This is a genomic window from Bowmanella denitrificans (assembly GCF_002887595.1).
GTDB classification, from domain to species: domain Bacteria; phylum Pseudomonadota; class Gammaproteobacteria; order Enterobacterales; family Alteromonadaceae; genus Bowmanella; species Bowmanella denitrificans.
Genome location: NZ_PEBU01000008.1, coordinates 85,744 through 109,605, shown reverse-complemented (window position 1 = coordinate 109,605; position 23,862 = coordinate 85,744). Strand labels below are relative to the sequence as shown.

Genomic DNA, 23,862 nt, shown 5'->3' with positions numbered 1-23,862 from the left:
AGATGTGATGGAAAGGCTTTCTGTGTTGATTGTTGAGGACAGCGTCAGTCAAAGGGAATTTGTTGCCAATATGTGCCTGGACGCTGGTGTTGGTGAGGTTGCGCTGGCCGAAAATGGCCGGGTTGCCCTGACCATGATCGATGCCAGGGAGCAGGATTACGACATATTGATTTGTGATCTGGAAATGCCGGATCTGGATGGTATTGAACTGATTCACCTGTTGGCCAGCCGCAAGCGGAATTCCGCCATCATAATTGTCAGCGGCCGCGAATTGAGTTTGATCTCCGCAGTGGAACTGATGGCCAATACCCAGGGGTTGTGGGTGCTGGATGGGGTTCAAAAACCCTTGTCGATGGAGCGTTTGCATAGTCTGTTGCGACTTTATACCCAGCGACGCGACAAATTGGATTTTAAACCCCGCACAGCCCAGTCATCGCCGCTGGCGATTGAAGAATTGCGCATGGCGCTGACCCAGCGGCGCTTTGTTCTGCATTATCAACCCAAGATTGACATGCAAAGCGGCCAGTTGGCGGGCGTTGAGGCGCTGGTCAGGCTAACATGCAATCAATACCAGATTGTGTTCCCCAATGATTTCATCCCGCTTTGTGAAGCACATGGCCTCATCGATGATTTGAGCTATGAAGTGATTCGTCTGGCGATTGAGCAGCAAAAGCGCTGGCAACAGGCAGGTTTGGATACCGCTATTTCAGTCAATTTGTCGGCGGTATCTTTTGCCAATGAAGCCTTCAGTGGCCGGGTAATGCAGCAGGTCGGAGAACTTGGGGACGCGGCGAAACAGCTGATATTTGAAGTGACGGAAACCGCCATTATTCAGGATATCGGCAAGGCGTTGTCAATTCTTACCCGTTTGAGATTGTCCGGCTGCGGCCTCTCCATTGATGATTACGGCACCGGTTATTCATCAATTAAACAACTGTCGCAAATTCCCTTTACTGAGCTGAAAATTGACCGTAGTCTGATTGAAGGCGTCTCCCGTAAGGCGCATTTGCAGGTTATTTTTGAGAGTACCTTGTCCATGTGCAACAAGTTGGGACTTAAGGTTGTCGCCGAAGGTATCGAGAAGAAATCTGATTGGAAGTACCTGGCCGCGCAGGGGTGTCATATTGGTCAGGGGTATTATTATTCTCCGCCCATGCCAGAAGAAGATTTGCTGCGATGGTGGCAAGCTGGTATGCCTGCGCTGAGTTAGCTATGGGAGCGAAGTTTTGCTACCACCAAAGTCAAGTCAGTCATCAACCTTGAACAATCCAGCCAAGCTGATCAGCCTGGATACAAGTATCCGGCAGATGATTATCAATGTTTCGGTTTACCCATTGGTCCTGGGCTTACTGCTTTTCACGTCTTTGGCAATACTTTTATCTGTTTATGCCACGCCTGTGGCAGAACGCGCCTTGCTTAATGGTCTGAAGGCTTCTGTTGTGGGCCTGAGTCAGAAAGCGGCGGCTTTGATTGACAGCCAGTTACGTGAGGTCAGCCATCTGGTTGTGCTGTTTCGGGCGTCACATGAACACTATCTGAGCCTTTCCCGCCACACCGATTTACCCCTGAGGGCACCAGAACCGCAGTTTAGTACCAATGCTGACGGCGTGTTTTTTAAGTCTGCCGATAATGGCGGAGCAGGTATGTACTATTCTGGTGATACCGAGATAGGCGCAGAGCAGCGCTGGAAAGCGCGTAACCTGGAAGGGCTAGACACCTTGTATAAGTCTATCGTGCAAACCAATCCGACGGTGGCGCAGGCTTATTTTAATTCCTGGGATAATATGAACCGCATTTACCCTTATATCGCCAATCCCGCACTGAGGTTCGGCCCTGTCATGCACATGCAGGATTTTAACTTTTATTATCTGGCCGATCAGCAACATAACCCCGAACGCAGGGTGGTCTGGACCTCGGCCTACCTTGACCCGGCTGGTATGGGTTGGGTGGTGTCCGCGTTGTCTCCGGTTTATCGCAACGACTTTCTTGAGGGGGTGGTTGGTCTGGATATTGGTTTGGCTGCCCTGGTGGACAATCTACTCGTCGATGAACACATTGGCAGCAAAAAAGTATTTCTGCTGGATGGTCAGCAACGTATTGTTGCCATGTCTAATGATATGTCTGAATTACTGGGATTACCTGAGCTGTCGGGCCATACCTATTCGGAAAAAGTCAGCAGCACCCAGTACAAGCCTGACAGTTACCGGCTTGATAGTCTGCAAGATCAGCAACTGGCAAAGCGTTTAGCGCAGTTTCTGCAAAACGACGAGCAAGTGGCCAGAATTGCCGGTCAGCAGCATGACCATCTGGTGACGCAAGTGAAAATTCCGTCTACCGACTGGCAGTTTATTATGTTTTATGAGCTTTCAGATGTATTGCAATCGCAACAGGACATGCTGAGTCTGGTTAAAAAGCTGGTCTGGGGCCTGGTGCTGATTGTGGCAATGGCGTTGCTTTTATACATACCCTATGTGCAGCGCAGGAGAGCCTGGTATGCCAAGACGCTGGCCGAGCCAATTAATAAACTGGCCAGTCTGACCTCTGAAATTGGTCAGCGGCCGTTGTCAGTGGATGAAATACAAGCTGGTGGTATACGTGAGCTACAGACACTGGTGGGTAACTTTGCGCATATGTCAGCGGAGCTGAATCAACGTACTGATAAATTGGTAAAAGCAGTTACCGCCAAGCGATTAATTGAAGAAAAAGCTAAGCTGTATCAGCGTTTGGCTAATACCGATCAACTGACGTCCCTTTACAATCGTAAGTTTCTGGATACGGTGTTGCGTCAGGAAGGGGTAAGGGCGGGGCGCTATGGCGATGCGCTGAGCGTGCTCCTGATGGACGTCGACAGATTTAAGCAGATTAATGACAACTATGGGCATTTAGCTGGCGACACCGTACTTAAGCGGGTGGCGCGTACACTTAAAAACAGTGTGCGGGCCAGTGATGTGCTGGGGCGTTGGGGGGGAGAGGAGTTTTTGTTAATTTGTCCCAAAACCAGTTTGTCGGAGGCCGCTATACTGGCTGATAAGCTTAGAGCCCTGATCGAGGAGCAATCTATGGAGATGCCAGTCACCTTAAGTGTGGGCGTAGCACAGTTACAGGAATCGGAAAAAACTGAACATACATTAGGCCGGGCTGACAAGGCCCTTTACCAGGCCAAGGCAAGTGGGCGGAATAAGGTCTGTGTGGCAGATTAAGAAAAGGAGGCATCTATGCCTTATAAAATTCTGGTAGTGGATGACAGTAAAGTAGCAAGATTATTCGTATGCAATTTCTTGCGAGAGCAGCATACTGATCTGGAGTTGTTTGAAGCGGGCAGTGGTGATGAAGCGCTGCAACTGGCCGTTAAGCACCAGTTTCATGGTGCCTCGCTGGATTTCAATATGCCCAATATGAATGGCCTGGAGTTAGCCACTCAATTACAGCAAAGTCAGCAAAAATGCTTTATCGGCCTGTTAACTGCCAATGTGCAGAGATCCATGCAACAACAGGTTCAGGACGCCGGATTGGGGTACTACAAAAAGCCCGTTAATCCAGATGTGGTCAAACAGTTGCTTATTGATATGGAGCGTTTTCATGCTGCATCTTAACGACCTGCAGCGGGATGCCCTAAGCGAAGTTTTTAATATCAGCGTGAATCAGGCTGCTGCTGCTCTTAGCGAAATAGTGCGGGAAGACATCCATATGAGCGTGCCCATGGTGGATGTGTGTGATCTACCCACTGCCGTTGACTATCTGAATCAGGGGCACGAGGTCTGTGCTATTGCGCAAAAGTTTGCGGGTGGTTTGAAAGGGCAGGCCATGATGGTCATTCCTGAAATGCGCAGCCTGGAGTTGGTGCGTATGATGATGGGCATTGACGTCCCGATGGGCGCCCTGACCGACATTGAGCAGGATGCGCTGGGGGAAATGGGCAATATTGTGCTAAGTGCTTGTTTTGCCTCATTGGCAGACATGTTCGACGAACATTTTGATTATGAACCGCCACAGTTGTTCTGGGGCGCCATTGCCAAGCTGCTGGATAAGGGGCAGGACGACAAGATGATGTTGCTGATTAAAATCCGCTTCAGCTTTGGTAACCGGGAGTTGGATGGCCATATTGTGCTGTTGGTTGACGGTGATTCCATACATTGTCTGGAAACCGCGTTGAACAAGTTTCTACGCTTGATCATGGGGGATAGCTAAATAATCCAATGGCTTATGCTACCGCTGGAATATCCACAACAACCCGGTTACGACCGGCGTCTTTGGCCGAATACAGGATTTTATCTGCCTGGGCCAGAAGCTCTATGGCAGTGCGCGGTGGCGTATTGTTTACCAGCCCGATTGAAATTGATACTTGCAAATCAGTCAGCGCCATCATCTTGGTGATGTCTTCGGCGCGTTTCCTAAGCTTTTCCATCAGAACAGCGGCATCGTCAATACTGGTATGGGGAAGGGCAATCAGGAATTCCTCACCGCCTATGCGGCCGACAATATCTGTATGCCTCAGGGTTTTTTGACAAAGATCGGCAAAATGCTTTAATACCACGTCACCCCCCTGATGCCCCAGACTGTCATTGATTTTTTTGAAATGGTCCAGGTCAACCAAGGCCACACAAAAATCAAAACCATGGCGTTTAGCCAGATCGGCCTGCAGTTGCAACAGGGCCAGTGTTTTACGTCGGTTTAGCAGCCCCGTCAAACTGTCTGTGTCGGCCAGTTGTTGCAGGGCGCGTTTGTGGCTGTGTTGGCGATAGAATAGAAACAGTAACAATGTGCAAATTAAGGTTGCGCAAAAAAACAGCAAGATCAGCAGCTGATTTTTGCGTTGCTGGCTTTGCAACTGGGTTTGCTGCAACTGATTCTGGGCATTCAGTATTTGATTCTGATGGGCCTGAGCATCCAGTTCATAGCGACTGCGAAGCTGATGTAACTGCTCGCTACTCTGTCTGTTTTGTATGGCCTGTTTCTCGTCGGTACTTTGCAATAAAAGGTCAAAAGCCGACTGGTAATGGCCCTGTGCCGCCAGCACCTTAGCTTGCTGAATGGCCAACTCAACTCTCTGGATAGGCATACTGACCGGATCCAGCGCCTGCAGGGCCTGCTGAAGCCAGGTTTGGGCTCTTTCGGTCTGCTGTTGTGCCAGATAAATACTCGACAACAAGCGGGCAGTATCCAGCAGCATATAGTTATTATCGGCTTGCCTGAATAGTTGTATTGCCTCTAACGCCTGACGCTCTGCTTCGGTGTAGCGCTGCGCTTGTAAGTCCATACCGGCTATTTCTTTAAGCGCGTAGGCTACGCCCTGATGGTCTTCCAGTTGTTCAGATATTTTTGCCGATTCCTGCAGTTGTGCCCGGCCAGTATCTGTATTGCCCTGGTTCTTATTCGCCCGGCCCAGACCATACAGATAAATACTCAGGCTGACCGAGGCCGGCTGCTGACGGTAGTAATCCACCGCTTCCTGAAAATAAGGCAAAGAAAGGTTATCCTCTCCCCGATATTCATAGACCAGCGCCAATGCACCGGCAATATCCGCTCTGGCAATATCGTCACTTTGTTGCGGCGCCAGATTATAGGCGCGTTGCAAATCGGCCATGGCACCTAAGTAGTCGGTCAGACTGTTTAACAACGTGCCGCGGGTCATCAGGGCCGCCACCAGCAGGTTTGCATCGTCGTGTCTTTCTGCCCACAGCAGGGCCTGGGTCACTGCGTCTAACCCTTTGGCGGGGGCACCGTCTAAATCCAGCGCCAGGGCCAGGCTAAGCTGTAATTGGTGGTATAACCAGGGCTGTTCATCCAACGTCACCAGGCTGAGCCCGGCCTGTGCTTCTTGTATGGATTGTTCTGGCAACACCAGAGCGCCGCTGGCATGGCTCATCAGTAGATGGTATTGAGCTTGTTTTAACGCGGTGTTTTTATGCTCCGCAGGCATAGAGTGTAGCTGTTCCAACAGCAGATGTGGGTTGGTTTTGATCAATGCTTGCCATTGCTGGAAAGGTGCTTCGAGTTGCGCCAACCATTGGTTGGATGCGGCATACAGCGAAGACGACAGGCAGCTATACAACAATAAACCGGTCAGGCTCAACAGGCGCAATGTGCATTCCTTTTGCGGTAATTTTGCGCAATTATGCCGCAAAGGTCACGCCTGTGGCAAAGTCCTTATTGTGCGCCCCTAGGCCGGACTGGTGGCGGGGCCCATTAATTTTTCAACAATGGCCTTAATTTTCTGCAGATGGAAAGGTTTCAGGATAAAACCCGACGCCCCCAGTTTGATGGCTTCGGTAACATAATCCATGGTGCCATGGGCGCTTACCATCACTATCTTGGCATTGGCGTCGGTTTGCTTTAATTCGCGTAAGATGGCCATACCGTCTTTTCCCGGCATCTGAATATCCAGAAACACCAAATCTATCTGGTTTTTTGTATAGATACCCACTGCGGTGTCTCCGCAAGAGGCTTCCATCAGATTACAGCTAAACAGACTGCGCAGTGCGGTACGTAAAAAAGCCCTGACATCGGCATCATCATCAACAATCAGGGCGGTCATTTCCCTGTATGGCATAGTGGACTCCTTGAATTAGTCTGCGGACAGCTTGTCCGTATCGGCGACCAGTTTTTCCACTTCCTGGCTCAGGTCGTCAAGAGCCAGTGGTAGCTTGTCAATGGGCAGACGATGTTCCAGGCGCCTGGCCATTTCGCTGATTTGTTTGAACTGAAACAACGCAGCGGTGCCTCTGAGCTTATGTGCCAATTGTTCCAGCTGTGCAATATTATTTTGCTGATACGCTTGTTGTATGGCTCTTAAATGAGCAGGTAAGCCACGCACAAACTGCTGCATCAACTGCTGCATTTCCTCTCCTGGCATATGCAGTTCATCAACATTCTGGCAATTGGGAAGATAGGTATTCAGCAGTTTAGCGAATTTTTGCCGGTCAATGGGTTTGGATAGGTGGTCGGTAAAACCGGATTCAAGATAGACCTTAATGTCCTGACTCATCACATTGGCGGTCAGGGCAATAACCGCGGTATCTACGCCAACCGCACGCATCAACTTAATGGCCTGCAATCCGTCCATGGTCGGCATACTGATATCCGACAATATCAAATCAAATTCTTCGGCCATGGCAGCTTCCAGCAACTGCTGACCATTTTCCACTGCCTTCACCAACAGTCCCTGGCTTTGCAGCATACGTTTGAGTAACTGGCGGCTTTCGGTGGAATCTTCGGCCAGCAATACTTTGCCGTTGAGCTGGCCTTTGTTGGTACCTATGGCATCATATTTACCGGGGATTTGACAGGGCTGGGCTTGCAGATAAAGACTAAAGCTACTGCCCTGACCTGGTGTGCTGTCAAGATGAATATGGCCAGACAATTTCGCCGCCAATTGCGCAGAAATACTCAGGCCCAGCCCGGTACCGCCAAACTCCCGGCTGATAGAAGAATCACCCTGGGTAAAAGGGGCAAATAATTCTGCCTGCCGGGCTTTGTCGATACCAGGTCCGGTATCTCGCACGGTAAAACACATCTTCTCGCCTTGCTGGCTGACAGACAGGCTAACTTCTCCCTCGGGGGTAAATTTAATCGCATTTGACAGCAGGTTAACCAGGATCTGTTTAAGGCGTACAGGATCGGTAAGAATCCCCTGTGGAAGGTTGTTGGCCAGGTCCATCGAAAAGGTCAGATGCTTTTTTCTGGCGTTGTCGGCGACCAGCATCTGCACTTCTTCAAGCAGTGCCGCTAAATTTACCGGTAACAATTCCACTTCCAGCTTGCCCGCTTCTATCTTCGACAGGTCCAGCACGTCATTTAGCAAAGTCAGCAAATGCTTGCCACTGACGCTGATGGCTTTGATTGCCTGCTGCTCATCGCCGTTAAACTCTCCCGCCAGTAACGCTTCTGCATAGCCGATAATACTGGTCAGTGGGGTGCGTATTTCGTGGCTCATATTGGCCAGAAAGCGGCTTTTGGCCTCACTGGCCCGGCTTAGATCCTCAGACAGCGTTTGCAGCTCCCTTCTGCTTCGGACGATTTCCAGTTGGGTGGCGATTCTGGCTTTTACCACGTCAATGTTAAAAGGTTTGTGAATGTAATCCTGCGCACCCAGACGCAGCCCCTCTTGTTCCTTTTGTGGGTTGTCCAGGCCGGTAATAAAAATCACCGGTATGTCGCTGGTTTGCGGCATGGATTTAAGGGCGCGCAGGGTGTCAAAGCCATCCATGCCCGGCATCAGAATATCCAGCAGAATCAAGTCCGGTTGCATGGCCACCGCTTTTTCAATGGCCTGGTTACCACTTTGCGCCAGGATGATACCGGCGTCCTGTCGCAGTAGATCGCTGAGTAGCCTTAGGTTGGCTTTTTCGTCATCAACCAGCAGTACCGTTGGGTGCGCTGTTGTCATGCTGGATCACTCCCTGTTCTTCGCCAAACCACATTACCCTGTTCTTGCCCTGGTGCTTAGCCAGGTAAAGCATGTCGTCAGCCAGTTTAAGGCTGTCCTCCGGACGGTTTTTCATTGTAGGACTACAAGTAATGCCGCCAATACTTATCGTCACGTTTTGCCTGTTTTCACAAAAGGGATGATCCAACTGTAGGGCCTGGATGGCCAGTCTGCAATTTTCCATCACTTCCATACTGCCGGCCCGGTCAATATCAGGCAAAAGCACCACAAACTCCTCGCCACCGTAGCGGGCCAGTAAATCCCGTGGACGTTTTAATTGCTCATTCAGGGTTTGCGCCACTTCCTGCAACACCCTGTCACCTGCCGCGTGGCCATGGCGATCATTAAACTGTTTGAAATTATCAATATCTATCATTACCAGCGACAGCGGCGCCTTGTTGCGAACTGCCACCCGCCATTCTTTGTGCAACACTTCGTCGTAACGACGACGATTGGCTACCGACGTCAGTGGATCAATATTAGCGAGCTTTTCCAGCATCAGCCGCTGTCTGCCCAACTGCAGATGCAGTTTAATTCTGGCCAGCACGATAGCGGCGTGGAACGGCTTCTGAATATAGTCACAAGCACCTAGCAATAAGCCTTTTTCCTCATGGCTGACATCACCCAGCGAGGTAATAAAAATCACCGGAATGGCGCTGGTGGTGGCGTCATGCTTAAGGTGACTGATGACGTCAAAGCCATTCATGTCTTGCATGACGACATCCAGCAGGATCAGATCCGGGGCATATTCCCCGGCTTTACGAATACCCTGAGGACCATCTTTGGCCAATATCACTTCAACTTCGTCTCGCAGTATGTCACTGAGAATTTTTAGGTTGGTTTTTTCATCATCGATGATCAACACCCGCTGTTTAGCCAGCATCTGTCAGGATCCAAGATTAAGGGTTCAACACTTTAAGTTTATGGTGCGGCGCGGCATCCTGTAGCTCTGCCAACATCTCTGCAACCAACTCACCGGCCCGCTCGTATTCCACATCATCGACTTTTTTGACCAGGCGGGCAATTTGTTCCGCATAAGGGCCTCCGGCCAACAATTTTTGCAGCGCCGCCAGTTTTTCCTCCACCATAAAATCCGATTGTTTCAGCAGTGCAAGTATTTGCTGCAGTTGGCTCCTGAGCTCACTCTCGTCAATCGCCTGTGGGCTGCTTTGGTCGCTGGATTCGAATACTGGCGCCAGCGTATTTAACAGGGCTTCCAGGTCATCCGCGACCTTTAACAAGGGCTTAGGATCACAAGGGCCTTGTTCAAGTATAGCCTCCAGTGCGCCGCACTGAGCCGATAAGCCTGACGCGCCGATATAAGCGCTGCTGGATTTCAGCGAATGGATTAACCTGAACAATGTGGAGTGGTCGTGTTGGGCCAGCAACTGGCGCAACTGACCGGCGGTCTCTTTCTGGTCACGAAAAAAAGCCCCCAGCAATGACTGATACAATTGCGGGTTGCCACCTAATCTGGCAATGGCTTGCTTTACATTCAGGCCCGCCAGTTGTTCAACCTGCCAGGTTGGCTCATTGGATTCAGCATCAGGCGAGGCCAGGGAAAAATAGCGCTCGGTATGCAGATACTTGCCCAGTAAGCTATACAGGGTCTGGGTATCTATCGGTTTGGCAAGGTGGCCATCCATACCAGCCTTAACGCTTTTTTGCCGGTCGGCTTCCATGGCATGGGCCGTCATGGCGATGATCGGTAACTGTAACTCGAGATCCTGGCGAATCAAAATAGCGGCAGTCAGGCCGTCCATAACCGGCATTTGAATATCCATTAAAACCAGATCAAAAAACTCGTCCTTTAATCTGTCCAGCGCCTGTTGGCCGTGTTCTGCCACTTGTATCTCAATCGCGGTTTTTTGCAATAACCCTATGGCCACCTGGCGATTCACTTCATTGTCTTCCACCAGCAACAACCGGTATTGTGACCAGTCAGGAATGCCCTTGGGAAGATAGTTGTCCTGGCAAGGCTGCGGATTGCCAGCAAGGCGTTTAAGCGGCAGTTCAAATCTGAATGTTGAGCCTTGGCCAGGTTCACTTTCCACCCAGATACGGCCACCCATTAAGTCACATAACTGCTTGCAAATGGCCAGTCCCAGGCCGGTGCCACCAAAGCGCCGGGTGATGGAATCATCAGCCTGGCTAAAGGACTGGAACAAGGCATCCTGCTGATCCTGACTCAGGCCAATGCCGGTATCACTGACTGCGCCTTCCAGCATCAGCAGATCCGGCTGGTCCGGGGCAGGATTAGCACAAAGGCGTACTGTCACCGTGCCCTGCTCGGTAAACTTAATGGCATTGCCAACCAGATTATTCAGTATTTGCTTGATGCGCCAGGGGTCGCCAAGCAGTTGGCGGGGCATATCCGCGGCGATATCTTCAACCAGTGCCAGGCCTTTGGCATTGGCCTGAACAATATGCATATTCAGGGTGCTTTTTAGCAATTCGCGAGGTGCCAGTGCCACACATTCGATAGAGAGTTTGCCTGCCTCAATACGGGAAAAATCCAGAATATCGTCCACCAGACGCAGCAGTATTTCACCTGCATCCAGAATATTCACCAGATGGCCCCGTTGCTCACGCTCATTCTGGCTGTCCAGTGCCAGGCGACTAAGGCCGGTAACGGCATTGATCGGGGTACGGATTTCATGGCTCATTCTGGCCAGAAAGGCGGATTTTGCTTCGGTCGCCGCTTCAGCCTGACGGCGGGCCACCGTTAACTGCTGACTGAGTTTGGCCAGGCGTATTTTTTCCCGCTGCATCAGCATCGCCCAGAGGGCGATGGCACCCAACATACCCAAAAGCAGTGTCGCGGTGAGCCAGGCATTTTCGGTGCGTTTCTGACTAACCTGCTGCTCAAGTTGCAGCATCTGGTTTTGCTCTTCCAATTCCGCTATCTGGGCTTCTTTGGCTTCGCTTTCGAATAGGGCCTGCATTACGGTCAACTGGTTTGAGGCTTTCTCATTTTGATACTCATCTTGTATCGATTGAGCCTTTTTTAAATGTAGAAGGGCGTCTTGGGGATTCCCTGTTTCCTCCAATATTTTTGATATTAATCTGTGAGCTTCAACTTGTTCAAGTCGTTCACCAATATCATTTGCTAAATTTAATGAGGTTTTTGAAAAGTCGAGTGCAGCATCATAATTTTCTATCCTGTAATAAGATTCTGCAGTTCTCAATCTTGCAGAAAGCTCTATAAATTTGAATCCAATCTTCTGTGACTCGATTATTGCTTCGTGATACTTTTCTAAGGCTAAATCGTCCTCTCCTATTTTTGAAAGAGAGTTTCCGATAGCGCTAGTTGCCAGAAGTGAACCGAATTTATCATTTTCAGATAGGTATTTTCTTTGAGCTTCTTCGTAATAAGTTTTCGCCTCTTGGGGATTTCCCTTCGCAAGCAATACATCTCCGCTTCCAAGATCTGCACTTCCAGTGCTAGCAATCCCCTTAACTGTAGTTCTAAAGAGATCATAATATTCTAAAGCAGAATCATATTTCCCGGATCTTTCGTAAGTGTTAGCTAAGTTGTTGTAGGTGTATCCAAGATATAATTTGTTATTCGACTCTTTATATAGTTTGATAGCTATTAAATATCTTTCAATTGCACTAGGATATTCGTTGACACCCTGAAGTACATTGCCCTGAAGCATATAAGAACGAGCTAATATTTCGGGTGAATTAATTTTTTTTGCTGATTTTTCCACCTCTTTTGCGTAATTCAATGAGCTCTTGTAGTCACCTTGCATATAATACGCATATGACAAAGAGTTGAGTAATGTTGCTCGTTCCTTAGAAAATTGTATATATGTTATTTTGTTTAGGTTTTGCAATGCTATTTCTATAGCTTTAGATGGGTTTTCTCTAGCGATTGATTCTATCTCAGTTGAAATTTTAGTGATTTCAAGAGAGTTTTGAGCCAAACTTTCCTTATCCATTGCAAATGATTTCATTAGAATGAAAAAACTGAAAGTTAATATTGCAAGAAAGGGAAGTTGGCTCATGATTTTTAATGATTATATTTCTTGATTGAAACTATGTTGCTTTTATTATCTTTATTACTTGAGCTTTTTTCTAATCCCTTCCAATCTCCAGTTATGCTAATCAGAGTTTTAGCCATACTTTGACGCAATGATTCACTATCCATAGTCAGTAACTTATCAGCGTCTTCCACTCCAGCTTCAGCTAACAAACGTTGGCGGTTAGCGACCAATTCGGCGGCATTGCTGCCATTATTGAAGGCGTCCAGTTTGCTGGCATTGGTGGCCAGCTCCAGGTAGAAACGGCTTAGGTTATCCATAAGGCTTTCCTTTTGTTGTTATGGGTTAAATATCACACTCTACTTCTTCATACTCATCCCAATGATGAATATCCGCTTCCGTCAGACCCAGCCAGGCGAGGCGGTCTGCGGCAAATTCCGGGGCCTGACAGGCCGGTATATACAAGGTACTGACGGTATTGACTGTAGCACCGGGTAAATCGGCCAGGGCCAGCCAGTCCTTTTTCGGTTCAAAGCCGGGAAAAATCGGTGCTTCGTATAAGCATACCTGATGATCGGCCGGGTAGCTTTGCAACAGCAGTTTCGTCAGGGCAGCCAGTCCCTGCTCGCCGGGTTGAAAGTGATCCATACTGTGCTCACCGGTTAGACCCACCTGCCATAAAATCAGCGCGGCGCTGCTGTCTACCTGGCGGCGGGTAAGTAAGAAGCGGGTGGATTCATAAGACTGGCAGCCGGTATCGGCCGGGTCCAGATCCAAATCAGCATACAGGCAGGCATCGGCAGAAATGCCGGGTAGCATGCGGACCTGGTGACCTAAAGGCTTAAGAACCCGGCTGGCCATCCGGGTAGAAGAAACAAATACGCCGGGATGACCATAAAATACCGTGCAGACATCTTTGCCGGCCGTGACCAATTCAATAATACGTTTGGCCATTTGCCGGTAAATTTCCGGGCGCGAGAAGCCCATATTATAAAAACGCCCCAGATGCTCGGTATTGGCATTGAGCTGCAGTATATGCTGGATAGACAGGGGATTCGGGGCCACCAAAAGCACAATTTCGGCATGTTCAATCAGACTCTGGGTTTCCAGCGTCATATGGCCCGGATGCAGACCGCAGCCTGCAATGGTAAGACGACCTTTTTTCACGGGCGTTCCCTCAATTTTTGTAGTTGTTGTTATCCTTACTGCGCAAGCATAAAAAACAATCAGGCGCAGCGCAATAGGCTTGGTGCCGGATTAGGGCGGTTAACTTGCTAGGTCACTTGGTCATTATCCAGGCTGGCTAATAATTCAGAGGCTAAAGTCGCTGCCTTTTCGTATTCAATATCTGCCACCCGACGATTAATTTCTTCCAGTTTTTCTGCATATTCGGTTTGCTGGCATAACCCCAGCAGCTGCGCCAGTTGCTCTTCGGCAGCAAAGTCCGATTGTTGCAGCAGGGGCAGTAATTTCACCAGCGTTTGGCGGAACTGCTGCGGGTTAAAATGTTCAGCGCTACCACTGCCATTTGGGGCTTGGAACAGCGGACTGAGTGCTTCCAGTAATTCCTGTAACTGATGACTGATGGCGGCCAGGGCCTTTTCATCACAGGTTTTTTTCAGCAACAGGCTTTCCACTTCCCCGCAACGTTTGGATATGTCGAACGCGCCGATATAAGCAGAGGTCGATTTTAATGAATGCACCAAACGCAATAATTCGTCGAGCTTGCCACTGACCAATAAATGTTGAAGCTGAATTGGCGTTTCCTGTTGTTCAAAATAAAAATCCTGTAGCAAGCTTAAATACAGTTGAGTTTTACCACTCATATTATTGATGGCTTGTTTGCTGGATAACAGTTTGATGCGTGCCACTTTGCCAAGTAAAGCTGTATCAGCCTCGGGCTGTTGGCTGACGGGCAATTTCCCGGTCCTGGTTAATGCCCTGTCCTGCAGCAGCTGGCTCAGAGTTTGGAACAGCACATCAGGTTCCAGAGGTTTACAGATATGTTCGTTCATACCCACTTCCAGACTTTTCTGGCGATCGGCTTCCATCACGTGGGCGGTCATTGCCACCACAGGTAAATCGGCAAGCTTAAGCTGGTGGCGAATCAGATTGGTCGCGGTCAGACCATCCATATGGGGCATCTGAATGTCCATTAACACCAGATCAAAGGTTTGTTGCTGAAGCTTCTCCAGCGCTACCAGGCCATTTTCAGCGGTTTCCACCCTGACACCAGTGTCTTTTAATATTCCCAAGGCCACCTGGCGGTTGATGGCATTGTCTTCCACCAACAAAATACGGTACTGACGCAGATCAGGAACGGCCAGCGGCCCTTTGTGCTGCTCTTCGTTATCATTTAATTGCCCCGCCATCACATTGGTCAGGGCATCCACCAATGTGGAATGATTCACCGGCTTTTCCAGAAACTGGTTGATAATGGTGCTTCCCAGTTGTTTTCTGGCCTCTTGTTTATCATAGGCGGTCACCATCAGAATGCGGGGTGATTCCGTCAATCCCATTTGCTGAATGCGTTTGGACGTTTCGATGCCGTCCATCTCCGGCATGCGCCAGTCCATCAGAATCGTGTCGTAACAGTTTTTGTCGGTGGCGGCTTGCCTGACCATGTCAATCGCCTGGGCACCACTACTGGCTTCGTCTGCGCTGATACCAACGTCCTGCAATAGGCCACGCAACAACTTTCTGGCCAGGGCCACATCGTCGACCACCAGCACTTTCATTTTTGCCATGCGGGTGGGGTTGAACAAAGGATTGGCTTCAGTTTGCATTGAACGGCTAAGTGGCAGACTGACATGGAAACAGGACCCTTTGCCCAGTTCGCTTTCCAGCCAGATTTGCCCCTGCATTAAATCACAGAGCTGTTTACTGATGGTCAGTCCCAGGCCGCTGCCGCCGTATTTACGTGTGACCGAATCGTCTGCCTGAGTAAATGACTGGAACAGCCTGCTTTGTTGTTCCTCACTCATGCCAATTCCGGTATCCCGTACGCTGATATGCAACTGCACCTGATTCTGCTCATTGGCTTTGCCGCTGAGCTGGATATGCACCAGGCCCTGATCGGTGAATTTTATGGCATTGGACAGCAAGTTCACCAAGATTTGCTGGATCCGCAACGGGTCGCCCAGCAACAGGTCGGGTACATCACGCTCTATATCACAAAGCAGTTCCAGACCCTTGGCGTGTGCTCTGAAGGCGTTCAGATTGATGGAACGCTGCACCAGCTTACTGAGTGAAAAGCTGCAGTGTTCCAGTGTCATTTTGCCTGCTTCGATCTTGGAAAAATCCAGAATGTCGTTGACCAGACCTAACAGGGTTTCGCCTGATTCCTGAATTTTGCTCACGTAGTCCAGTTGTTCCGAATCCAACTCGGTTTTTATGGCCAGGCGGCTCAGGCCAATTACCGCATTGATAGGGGTGCGGATTTCATGACTCATTTTGGCCAGAAACGATGACTTTGCCTGAGTGGCTTCTTCTGCTTTCAGCTTAGACGCCGCCAGCTCGGCGGTGCGCTGCTGGACCTTGCGCTCGAGGTTTTTGTTGGCCTCGATCACTTTATGATAAAGCCTGGTGTTGTCAAACATCACCGCAGTCTGGTTGGCCAGCAACTGCAGTACGTTCACTCTGTCCTGGGGAAAGGCACCGCTCATGTCGAAGTGCTCTAAGTACAGAATACCGCGATAACTGCCGGTTACGATCACAGGAATACAGAGCAGAGACTGGGGTTGGCTGCGCTGTAGGTAAGGATCTCGGGCCAGACTGCCGGCCTGCGCAATATTGTTGAGCAGTTTCGGCTTAAGGGTACGGCTGACCAGGGTTAACAAACTGTGAGGCAAGTCTTCATGCTGGCGAATTTCCGGATAACCGGCGCGGACTTTTAACACGCCTTCATCGTCAACAAACAGCAATGTGCCGGCCTGCGCGCCGGCATTTTCGACAATAATATGGATCATTTTGTCCAGATAGGCGCGCAGATTGACTTTACCACTTAAGGTTTCTGATGCCTTAAATACCGATACTAAATCCAGATCTTCGCTGCGCTGCACCTGGTCTGCCTGACCGGCCTGGCCTGCGACTTGACGCAGACGCATATGGCGCACCTTGCTGATAGCCCCCCAGAACTTAAAGTTCTGATAGGCTTTGCTTTGCAACTGCTGAGCAAAATCCAGGTTGCCCATTTGCAGCCAATAATCTGCGTAACGTTCTTCGGCAATGGCCTGATGCTGGATAAAGCCTGACTGCTGTGCTGCCTGAATGGCGGTTTCATATTGTTGCCAGCCGGCAGCCTGCTTATTAAGCCTGGCCAGTTCGGCTTCCAACAGCAGCACTTTGTGCTGGTGATTGTCTGGGGCGTTAATGGCCCAGTTTTGCAGTAGTGTCAGTTTACCTTGCAGTACCTGATACCATGAGTCGTGCTCAGTCTGGCTGAGCCGGGCAGCCAGTAATGCCGCAAAAAAGTGAAATTCGGTTTGGTGATACAGTGAAAACGCCACAGCCGCCAATGGTTCAGCGGCCTGATAGTGATGCGCGGCCAGCTCCAGATCATCGTGCAAATATGCCAGCATCAGTTTGACACTATGGTAGCAAAACAAAATGGTCAGATTCTGGGTTTGCTCCAGTACTTCCACCTGCACCGCTTCGTCAAAGGCTGGCCCCGCCAGTAGTAATGGGTCCTGCTCATCTTCGCGCAGATTCAACACGTATTGGCGCCAAAGATTGATGAACTCCAGATTATAGGGAATGCGTTTGTCCATAATAAAACGTGCATACTTGTCCATCTGCACATTAACTCTGTCCAGCGGCTTGCCGCTTAAACACAGATAAAAGCCGAAAAACAGCGCGGAATGCACGGCAAACTCTATGTTGCTGTCATCCATGGCCAGATAAATATTGCTCTCCAGACTGTCGAGGCTCTGCGCCAGGGGCGCAACCCAGGGCAGAACAGCGGCGGCTTTCTGGAACTGCACTTCAGGGGTGTACAAATGTTGGTAACGTCTGTCCACTTCAATGGCCAGGTCGGCAAACTGCAGTGCTTGCTGATACTGTCCATAAGCACCGCTGAGAATGATGGCATGGGAGCCGTATGCGCGGCTGGCTGGTGCCGAGTTACCCTGAGTGACACTCAGAGCGACAATCGCATGGGTCACGGTAAGATAATGATCCGGCCCCAGAATATAGGCTGCGGTGGAAAGCACATTCAAGGCCTCGATGGCCAGTTTCAGCTTCTCGTCTTTCAAGGCCGGTTTATGAATAAGGCCAGCAATGTTGTTTTTATCATAATGCTGCTCCAGTTCCAGATAGCGGGTCGCAATACCGGCAGGCTCGCGAATATCAATACCGGCTTCAACTAACACCTGCGCGCCAAGCTGGTACACCTCAGGAAGCTGATTCTGGCCGTACAAGATCAGTAGCTGCAACTTGGTGACTCGCAGTTTATCGGTCAGGTCCCGGACATGCTCCAGCAAAGCCTGGCAAAGATGCCCGGCTTCCTCGTAGGCCTGGGTTAGATAAAAACTGCTGGCCATTGCCAGCTTAACCTTAAAACACACATCGTGGTGTTCATGCCAGTCGCTTTCTTCCAGCAAGCCTGCGGCAATACTCAGGTAATCTCTGGCAGCACTGTGAGCGTTGGCCGCCAGGGCTTTTTCACCCGCCTGCAGGTTAAAGTTGGCCAGTGACAACCTGTTATGGTTGGCCACAAACAGCCTGCTGGCTGCGTTCAGATGGTTGACAAATTCAAGTACTACATCATTGAGCTGTGCAGCCGGGTAATTTTCCAGATAATACTCACCTATGGCCAGATGCAGTTGCATCTGGGTTTGCTCACTGCACAGTTTGTATGCGGCCTGCTGCAATTTGTCATGGTTAAAGCGTAGCGACTCAATCCGGGCACCTTTGGTATCGGTAAAGGCCGTCATAATGCCTTCCTGAACAATCTCGGCGATGTGCATTTCCAACTGCTGGCGTGTTAGCCCCAACAGCTCAGCCAATATCTGGCATTGGCTGCTATTGCCTATCAGGGCCGCGATACTCAGCAGGCGGCGGCTATGGGCCGACAAGCGTTCAAATCGCAAGGTGGTAAGCTCAACCAGGTTGTCGGTAATTTTCTGTTGGGCAATTTCTGTTACATCCCAATACCAGTGTCCCTGAGTGTCGCGTTGTAACAAGCCCTGATCATGCAATGTCAGTAAGAACTGGCGCACAAAATAGGGGTTACCATTGGTTTTTTGCATCAGCAAAGCGGTTAATGCTGTCAGCTCGCCTTTAGGTTTGCCCAGGGTGTCTGCCAGTAGTTCCTGCACCGCTGAATCTGCTAACGCATCAACCTGCATCTGTTCAACCCTGACACCTGATTTGCCGATGCGGGTCAGACAATACAGCAAAGGGTGGGTATCGCTGACTTCATTGTCACGGTATGCCAGTAAAACCAACAAATTATCTATTTGCTTATCGGTCAGCAGCTCTTCCAACAGATTTAAACTGGCGGTATCGGCCCATTGCATATCATCCAGAAATAGCACCACAGGGCGCTGCTGTTGGGCGAACACTTTAAACAGCCGGATTAGCAGCTTACTGAATCTGGTATCCTGATAATCGGCAGCGTCACTGTTCTGGGCGGGGCCGGTTATTGGCAGCCATTGCGGCATAAAGGCTGCTAGCAAGTATGCGTCATCGCCCGCCGCTTGCTGCAGGCATTGTTGCCAATGCGCCAATTGCGCGGCATTTTCCTGCAATAGCTGCTCCGCCAGCTCACCCAATGCTTCGAGGATGGCACCAAACAGGCCATCACGTTGAAACTGTTCGCATTTACCGCGAATGAAATTGGCTTTGTTGGTCAGGCCCGGTTGGGCAAGTTGCTCAACTATGGCGGTTTTTCCGATCCCTGAATAACCCTTGATACAAAGTAAGTGGCTTTGCTTTTCCACCAGGGTGCGTTCAAATAAACCTTGTAACTGACGAACTTGTGTATCTCGGCCATATAGTTGGTTGGAAAAATGCAGTCGCTGGCTGCCTAATGACACCGACATCGGAAAAGCGCTGATGCTGGCTGACTTCTGCCATTGCTGCTGACATTGTTGTAAATCTTGCAGTACCCCCTGGATATCTCCATATCTGTCATTGGGGTTTTTGTTGAGCAACCGCTCGATTATTTTGCTGACTTGTGTGGGCAGACCAGGGTTTAGTTCTTTTGGTGGCGGCGCGGTGGAGGCAATTTGGGCGTGAATAAGTTCCATGCCATCGTCTGCTTCAAACGGGAACCTGTCAGTTGCCAGGAAATAACACAAGGTTCCCAAGGAATACAGGTCAGAACGATTATCCATCGGGCAATTAACCCGCCCTGTGACCTCCGGTGCCATGACTTTCAATAATACCGGGTCAAGCTGACCCTGAAGGCTGTGCCGGTTTACCTGACTGACCACGCTTGGGTGGCCTAAATCCAAAATACTCAGACTACTGGCGTCGTTATTCCAGTAAAGTGCTCTGGGATTAAGGTAACCACAAATAAGTTTTTGTGCATGAATCTCTGCTACAGCCTGGGCCAGTTGCAGCATCGCTTGCAAGCGTAAATTCAGGTCCTGTTTGGGTAGACGGGAAACCAATTGCCACAGATCCAGCTCATGTTCGTTTATGGCCAGTACTTCAACATACTGACCGGCTTCACTGAATGCGCTTAATGTTACTGCCAGACAGTCCATGTCGGGCATCTCTGTGGCAGAGGTATCCGCATCTTTGCCGATATCGCGTTGCTTGATAAACAAGGCTTCACCCTGTACCGACAGCGCCTTGAAAAGCCTGATGTTCGTGCTTAAAGCCGGGAGTTCCGTCAGGCGATTGTAATTATCAAGTTTGTCCATGCCCATACCAATGCGGACCTTTTCAGAAAACCAAGCTTAAATGAGAGTGCGATGATTGTTAAGAATAGATAATAGCGGCTGAACCGTCAGTTGGTCATAGTTTCACCAATTAAATCCAGTGCTTATAACAAAGTGTCATGGTTTTCTGCTACGCTTTGCTGCACATATCTTTTTCCTGTTTCAGGCGTTTGTACAAAATCTGAGTACAGTCTGCAATAACCTTTCTGTTGCATCGCACAACTCGCTGGCATGTGCCAATGCCTGTTGTGTGCAGAGGCTGTTTTTTGATACATGCACGTGCGCTAAACGGCTCGTTAGCAAGGAAAAAGCAAGGATTGGTGAGCGGCTGGAATGCCACTGACCCATACGGAAGCGAAAGAACGCATTGCGGCAGGACTGCGCCGCGTTAATGCGATAACCCAGGTTTTCGTTGGTTGGATCCCTATGTTTATAACAAGGCCCTTAGTTACCCCTATAGCCCTGATCTTTAGTCAGTTAGCGGTGGCGCAATCTTCCACATCACAGACACAAGACCAAATAGAAGTGATAGTCGTCAATGCCCAGAAACGTCAACAGGATATTCGAGACGTTGCTGTGGCTGTGACATTAATTGATGGTGAGCAGATTGCCCGTCAGCATATAAAAGATACCACGCAACTGGCGGCACTGGCGCCCAATATGAAATCCTCCAAAGTGGCCGGGGAAGGTACGGCTCCGTCCTTCAATATCCGTGGTATTGGGATGTTTGATTACAACACATCTACAGTGTCACCCATTGCTATCTATGCCGATGAGGTGGTCAGTGGTGGTGCCAACTTCCTTGATTCTACTTTATATGACATCCAACGGGTGGAGGTGCTGCGTGGGCCACAGGGTACATTATTCGGCCGCAATACTACCGGCGGTGCCATTTTACTCACATCAGTATTGCCACAGGCCGAGTTTAGTGGCTACGCCAGAGCGTCTGTAGCGGAGCAGGATTACCGGGCTTTGCAGGGGGCGGTCAACGTGCCTTTAGCCGACAACACCGCAGCACGGTTGGCGTTTAATCATGTGGATTACGATTATTCCATCCAAAATCTGGATGCCAACGGCCAGGACGGTGGTATGCGACAAAACAGTGTGCGCCTGCTGGTGGCCAGCGAATGGGAAAATGCATCCCTGCTGTTTAAATTATATTCGGAAGATTGGCAGGGCGCGCCCAAACCCATATATAGTGCGGGGATACTGAAAGCCTCAGGAACTGGCGCGCGCTGTCTGCCTGATGAGGTCGGTAGCCGTAGCTGCGTGGATAGCTTTGGTTTTGCGCCGGCTACCGATGATTTCTGGCAAACCGAGGCGGACACGGCCGACAAGCGGCATGATACGGACAGTTGGGGAGCCAGTATTCAATGGCAATGGCAGGTTAATCAGCGGTGGAGTTTGAAATCCATTACCGCACATAAAGATCTTGAGCGCTTTCATTCGTTTGACTCTGATGGTCCGGGCAATTTTATTGAGGGGAGTCTGGGCTCGGATAACCAGTTTTTCAGCCAGGAAATAAGCGCCAGCAGGCAGGGGGAAAACAGTCACTGGATGGCTGGTCTGTTCTATTTACAGGAAGAGCTGAAGCAGCAAAACGACCTGGATCTATTCAGGGATTTTCGCGCTAATCCTGCAACCGCAGGTGGTGCCGTGCAGTTTTTCTACCACAACACGCTGGAAAATCAGTCGTTCTCTGTCTTTAGCCAACTGGACTATAACCTGTCACCAGATTGGATTGTCACTGCGGGTTTGCGATTTACCGATGACAGTACTGAATACCATGCCATTGCTGATATGGATGTGGTGGGGGCTTATATTCCAGGCGTTTGGGATCTGCGCGGCGAGGTGGATGACCGCGAGTGGTCGGGCAAACTGGCTCTGGTACAAAAACTCTCTTCACGCACCAGTCTGTACTACAGCTATTCACGTGGCTACAAAAGCGGCGGTTACAATGGCGGTTTTGCCAGTAGTGAAGCTCAGGCTGTCGATTCTGAATATGCGCCGGAGCGTCTCAATGCCTGGGAAGTGGGGGCCAGACTGCAGCTACCGCAATGGGATATGAATCTTGACCTGGCAGCGTTCTGGTATCGTTATCAGGACCAGCAGGTATTTATCAATCGTACCACCGGCCTGGTACCTTATCATGTCCTTAAAAATGGCGGTGATTCCCGTATTCAGGGGCTGGAATTGAGCCTGGCCTATACACCAGTCAGCCAATTGATGCTGGACCTGAATATTGGCTACTTACCCAAGGCTGAGCTGGGGGAATATCAGGAAGAAGATTTATATGTGGCGGGCACCCAGTTGCCTTTTACTTCTGAGTGGAATATCAGTGCATTGGTCCAATATGAAATCAATCTGGCCGGTGGCCGCCTGCTGAGCCAATTAGGTTTTGATTACCAATCCGATTTTTATTTTGATCAAAATGAAAATCCTTACCTTCAGCAGCAGGGCTACAGTCTGTGGCATGGCAGGATAGCTTATCAGCCGAATGCACAATGGGAAGTAGCACTATGGGCGAAGAATCTATTTAACCGCCAGTACCACGAGCTGAAGTTTGACTCTATTGCTGCACTTTCTGCCGTGACAGAGCTTCGCGGTGAAGCCCGTCAGTTGGGGGTGGAGCTGAGTTATCACTTTTAGCCTGGTTGGAAGATCTGCCGCCAGTCTCTTTGCATATCCACTTTGGTCCAGCCGTGGCTTTTGGCTGCCGCCAGCGTGTCATCACCCGGGGAATAGCGATATTCCCTTTCATCATCGGTGTGTTCAATCAACATGCACAGGGATGTTGGTGATGTGCCAGCCCAGCGCAACATCTGGATGTCACCACTGCTGTTACCAAACGCGGCAATAGGGCGTCGGGCAATCTGGCTTTCAATCGCCAGCACCTTACCGGGCCCATTATCAAAGAACCAGGGCACCGGTGCCATTTCCACTTCCAGTCCACCCGATTTGTCACTCAGGCGGGTAATCAGTTTGCTGCCGATGACCTGCTCGGGAGGAATACCATAGGCCGCTTCGCACCAGGGGCGAATAAAATAACAACTGCCTCCGGAGACCAGATAATTTTTAAAGCCATGGGCGGCAAACAGTTGCAGGACTTCACGCATGGGTAGATAAGTCAGCTCGGTATAAGGTTTGTCAAACCTGGGGTGCCTGGCTTTATCCAGCCAGTCTGCCACCCAGCTATGGTATTCATCGGTACTGATACCTTCTCGAAACTCCTTAAACAACAGGCTGGCATCTTCAATTAACTCGTCATGAATGTGATGCAGCCAGTGCTTGACCCGCTGACGCAACCCGGCACCCACAGGTAAGGTACGTTTTTCATCAAAGCGCATCAGATCCTTAAGAAAAACCAATTCGGTAATATTGGGCTTTTCCAGCCACAGGGTGCCGTCGTTATCAAAGGTGGCAATGCGTTGTTGCGGCGGCACAAATTCGGGTGAATCCGGTGTGGTTACCCGTTCCAGAAATGCCAATATGTGGTTGCGTGCCAACCCAGGTTGCCAGGAAGGCAGATAATTTTGCGTGTCCATCGAACAATTTATTCCTG

The 23,862-nt window shown here is 49.9% G+C and carries 14 protein-coding genes and 1 pseudogene; 5 read left to right on the top strand and 10 right to left on the bottom strand.

Annotated elements, in window-relative coordinates; genetic code table 11:
- The first annotated feature begins 7 nt into the window (after positions 1-7).
- Genes CSR04_RS15305 through CSR04_RS15290 form a run of 4 tightly spaced genes read left to right on the top strand, consistent with a single transcriptional unit; the run spans position 8 to position 4,188 of the window.
- A complete protein-coding gene (locus CSR04_RS15305; RefSeq protein ID WP_102797180.1) occupies positions 8-1,210 on the top strand; it encodes an EAL domain-containing response regulator in 1,203 nt (400 codons plus the stop codon).
- Positions 1,211-1,226: 16 nt separating this feature from the next.
- Complete coding sequence (locus CSR04_RS15300) at positions 1,227-3,200, top strand: sensor domain-containing diguanylate cyclase (RefSeq protein ID WP_146027182.1); 1,974 nt, start codon at positions 1,227-1,229, stop codon at positions 3,198-3,200.
- Positions 3,201-3,215: 15 nt separating this feature from the next.
- A complete protein-coding gene (locus CSR04_RS15295; protein WP_102797178.1) occupies positions 3,216-3,593 on the top strand; it encodes a response regulator in 378 nt (125 codons plus the stop codon).
- On the top strand, positions 3,580-4,188 hold the full coding sequence (locus CSR04_RS15290; protein ID WP_102797177.1) for a chemotaxis protein CheC: 609 nt from the start codon (positions 3,580-3,582) through the stop codon (positions 4,186-4,188). Before CSR04_RS15295 ends, CSR04_RS15290 begins: the two co-directional genes overlap by 14 nt.
- 13 nt (positions 4,189-4,201) lie before the next feature.
- Here CSR04_RS15290 and CSR04_RS15285 read toward each other — a convergent pair whose 3' ends face one another.
- From CSR04_RS15285 to CSR04_RS15250, 9 genes and pseudogenes are all read right to left on the bottom strand, one after another.
- Positions 4,202-6,082 carry a diguanylate cyclase gene (locus CSR04_RS15285; protein WP_102797176.1) on the bottom strand — a complete coding sequence of 627 codons (1,881 nt, stop codon included), beginning with the start codon at positions 6,080-6,082 and terminating at the stop codon, positions 4,202-4,204.
- 78 nt (positions 6,083-6,160) lie between these two features.
- A complete protein-coding gene (locus CSR04_RS15280) occupies positions 6,161-6,550 on the bottom strand; it encodes a response regulator (protein ID WP_102797175.1) in 390 nt (129 codons plus the stop codon).
- 15 nt (positions 6,551-6,565) lie between these two features.
- Positions 6,566-8,386, bottom strand: a complete 1,821-nt coding sequence (locus CSR04_RS15275; protein WP_102797174.1) for a response regulator — start codon at positions 8,384-8,386, stop codon at positions 6,566-6,568.
- Positions 8,352-9,308, bottom strand: coding sequence for a GGDEF domain-containing response regulator (locus CSR04_RS15270; protein WP_102797173.1), 957 nt, complete (start codon positions 9,306-9,308; stop codon positions 8,352-8,354). The genes CSR04_RS15275 and CSR04_RS15270 overlap by 35 nt, the downstream gene beginning before the upstream one ends.
- 16 nt (positions 9,309-9,324) lie before the next feature.
- The gene (locus tag CSR04_RS15265) at positions 9,325-11,370 is read right to left on the bottom strand and encodes an ATP-binding protein (protein WP_245921656.1); all 2,046 of its coding nucleotides are present in this window, start codon (positions 11,368-11,370) and stop codon (positions 9,325-9,327) included.
- Positions 11,371-11,787: 417 nt separating this feature from the next.
- A pseudogene (locus tag CSR04_RS25530) lies at positions 11,788-12,369 on the bottom strand (tetratricopeptide repeat protein); the annotation flags it as partial.
- A 71-nt stretch (positions 12,370-12,440) separates the two neighbouring features.
- Positions 12,441-12,731, bottom strand: a complete 291-nt coding sequence (locus CSR04_RS15260; RefSeq protein ID WP_102797171.1) for a hypothetical protein — start codon at positions 12,729-12,731, stop codon at positions 12,441-12,443.
- 25 nt (positions 12,732-12,756) lie between these two features.
- On the bottom strand, positions 12,757-13,578 hold the full coding sequence (locus CSR04_RS15255; protein ID WP_102797170.1) for an SAM-dependent methyltransferase: 822 nt from the start codon (positions 13,576-13,578) through the stop codon (positions 12,757-12,759).
- Positions 13,579-13,685: 107 nt separating this feature from the next.
- On the bottom strand, positions 13,686-20,282 hold the full coding sequence (locus tag CSR04_RS15250; RefSeq protein WP_172449383.1) for an ATP-binding hybrid sensor histidine kinase/response regulator: 6,597 nt from the start codon (positions 20,280-20,282) through the stop codon (positions 13,686-13,688).
- A gap of 351 nt (positions 20,283-20,633) precedes the next feature.
- On the opposite strand from CSR04_RS15250, the gene CSR04_RS15245 reads away from it, so the two are divergent.
- Positions 20,634-22,949 carry a TonB-dependent receptor gene (locus CSR04_RS15245; RefSeq protein WP_102797168.1) on the top strand — a complete coding sequence of 772 codons (2,316 nt, stop codon included), beginning with the start codon at positions 20,634-20,636 and terminating at the stop codon, positions 22,947-22,949.
- Here the strand turns inward: CSR04_RS15245 and CSR04_RS15240 are convergent.
- Positions 22,946-23,845 (bottom strand): HAD family hydrolase, encoded by a 900-nt coding sequence (locus CSR04_RS15240; protein ID WP_102797167.1) that lies wholly within the window; start codon positions 23,843-23,845, stop codon positions 22,946-22,948. The genes CSR04_RS15245 and CSR04_RS15240 overlap by 4 nt on opposite strands.
- Positions 23,846-23,862 lie beyond the last annotated feature (17 nt).

Excerpts from the sequence above, each read along its gene's own strand:
- CSR04_RS15270 (WP_102797173.1), bottom strand. The coding sequence starts at position 9,308 with ATGCTGGCTAAACAGCGGGTGTTGATCATCGATGATGAAAAAACCAAC.
- CSR04_RS15260 (WP_102797171.1), bottom strand. The coding sequence starts at position 12,731 with ATGGATAACCTAAGCCGTTTCTACCTGGAGCTGGCCACCAATGCCAGC.
- CSR04_RS15265 (WP_245921656.1), bottom strand. The coding sequence starts at position 11,370 with ATGCAGGCCCTATTCGAAAGCGAAGCCAAAGAAGCCCAGATAGCGGAA.
- CSR04_RS15250 (WP_172449383.1), bottom strand. The coding sequence starts at position 20,282 with ATGGACAAACTTGATAATTACAATCGCCTGACGGAACTCCCGGCTTTA.
- CSR04_RS15295 (WP_102797178.1), top strand. The coding sequence starts at position 3,216 with ATGCCTTATAAAATTCTGGTAGTGGATGACAGTAAAGTAGCAAGATTA.
- CSR04_RS15290 (WP_102797177.1), top strand. The coding sequence starts at position 3,580 with ATGCTGCATCTTAACGACCTGCAGCGGGATGCCCTAAGCGAAGTTTTT.
- CSR04_RS15280 (WP_102797175.1), bottom strand. The coding sequence starts at position 6,550 with ATGCCATACAGGGAAATGACCGCCCTGATTGTTGATGATGATGCCGAT.
- CSR04_RS15245 (WP_102797168.1), top strand. The coding sequence starts at position 20,634 with ATGCCACTGACCCATACGGAAGCGAAAGAACGCATTGCGGCAGGACTG.
- CSR04_RS15275 (WP_102797174.1), bottom strand. The coding sequence starts at position 8,386 with ATGACAACAGCGCACCCAACGGTACTGCTGGTTGATGACGAAAAAGCC.
- CSR04_RS15240 (WP_102797167.1), bottom strand. The coding sequence starts at position 23,845 with ATGGACACGCAAAATTATCTGCCTTCCTGGCAACCTGGGTTGGCACGC.
- CSR04_RS15305 (WP_102797180.1), top strand. The coding sequence starts at position 8 with ATGGAAAGGCTTTCTGTGTTGATTGTTGAGGACAGCGTCAGTCAAAGG.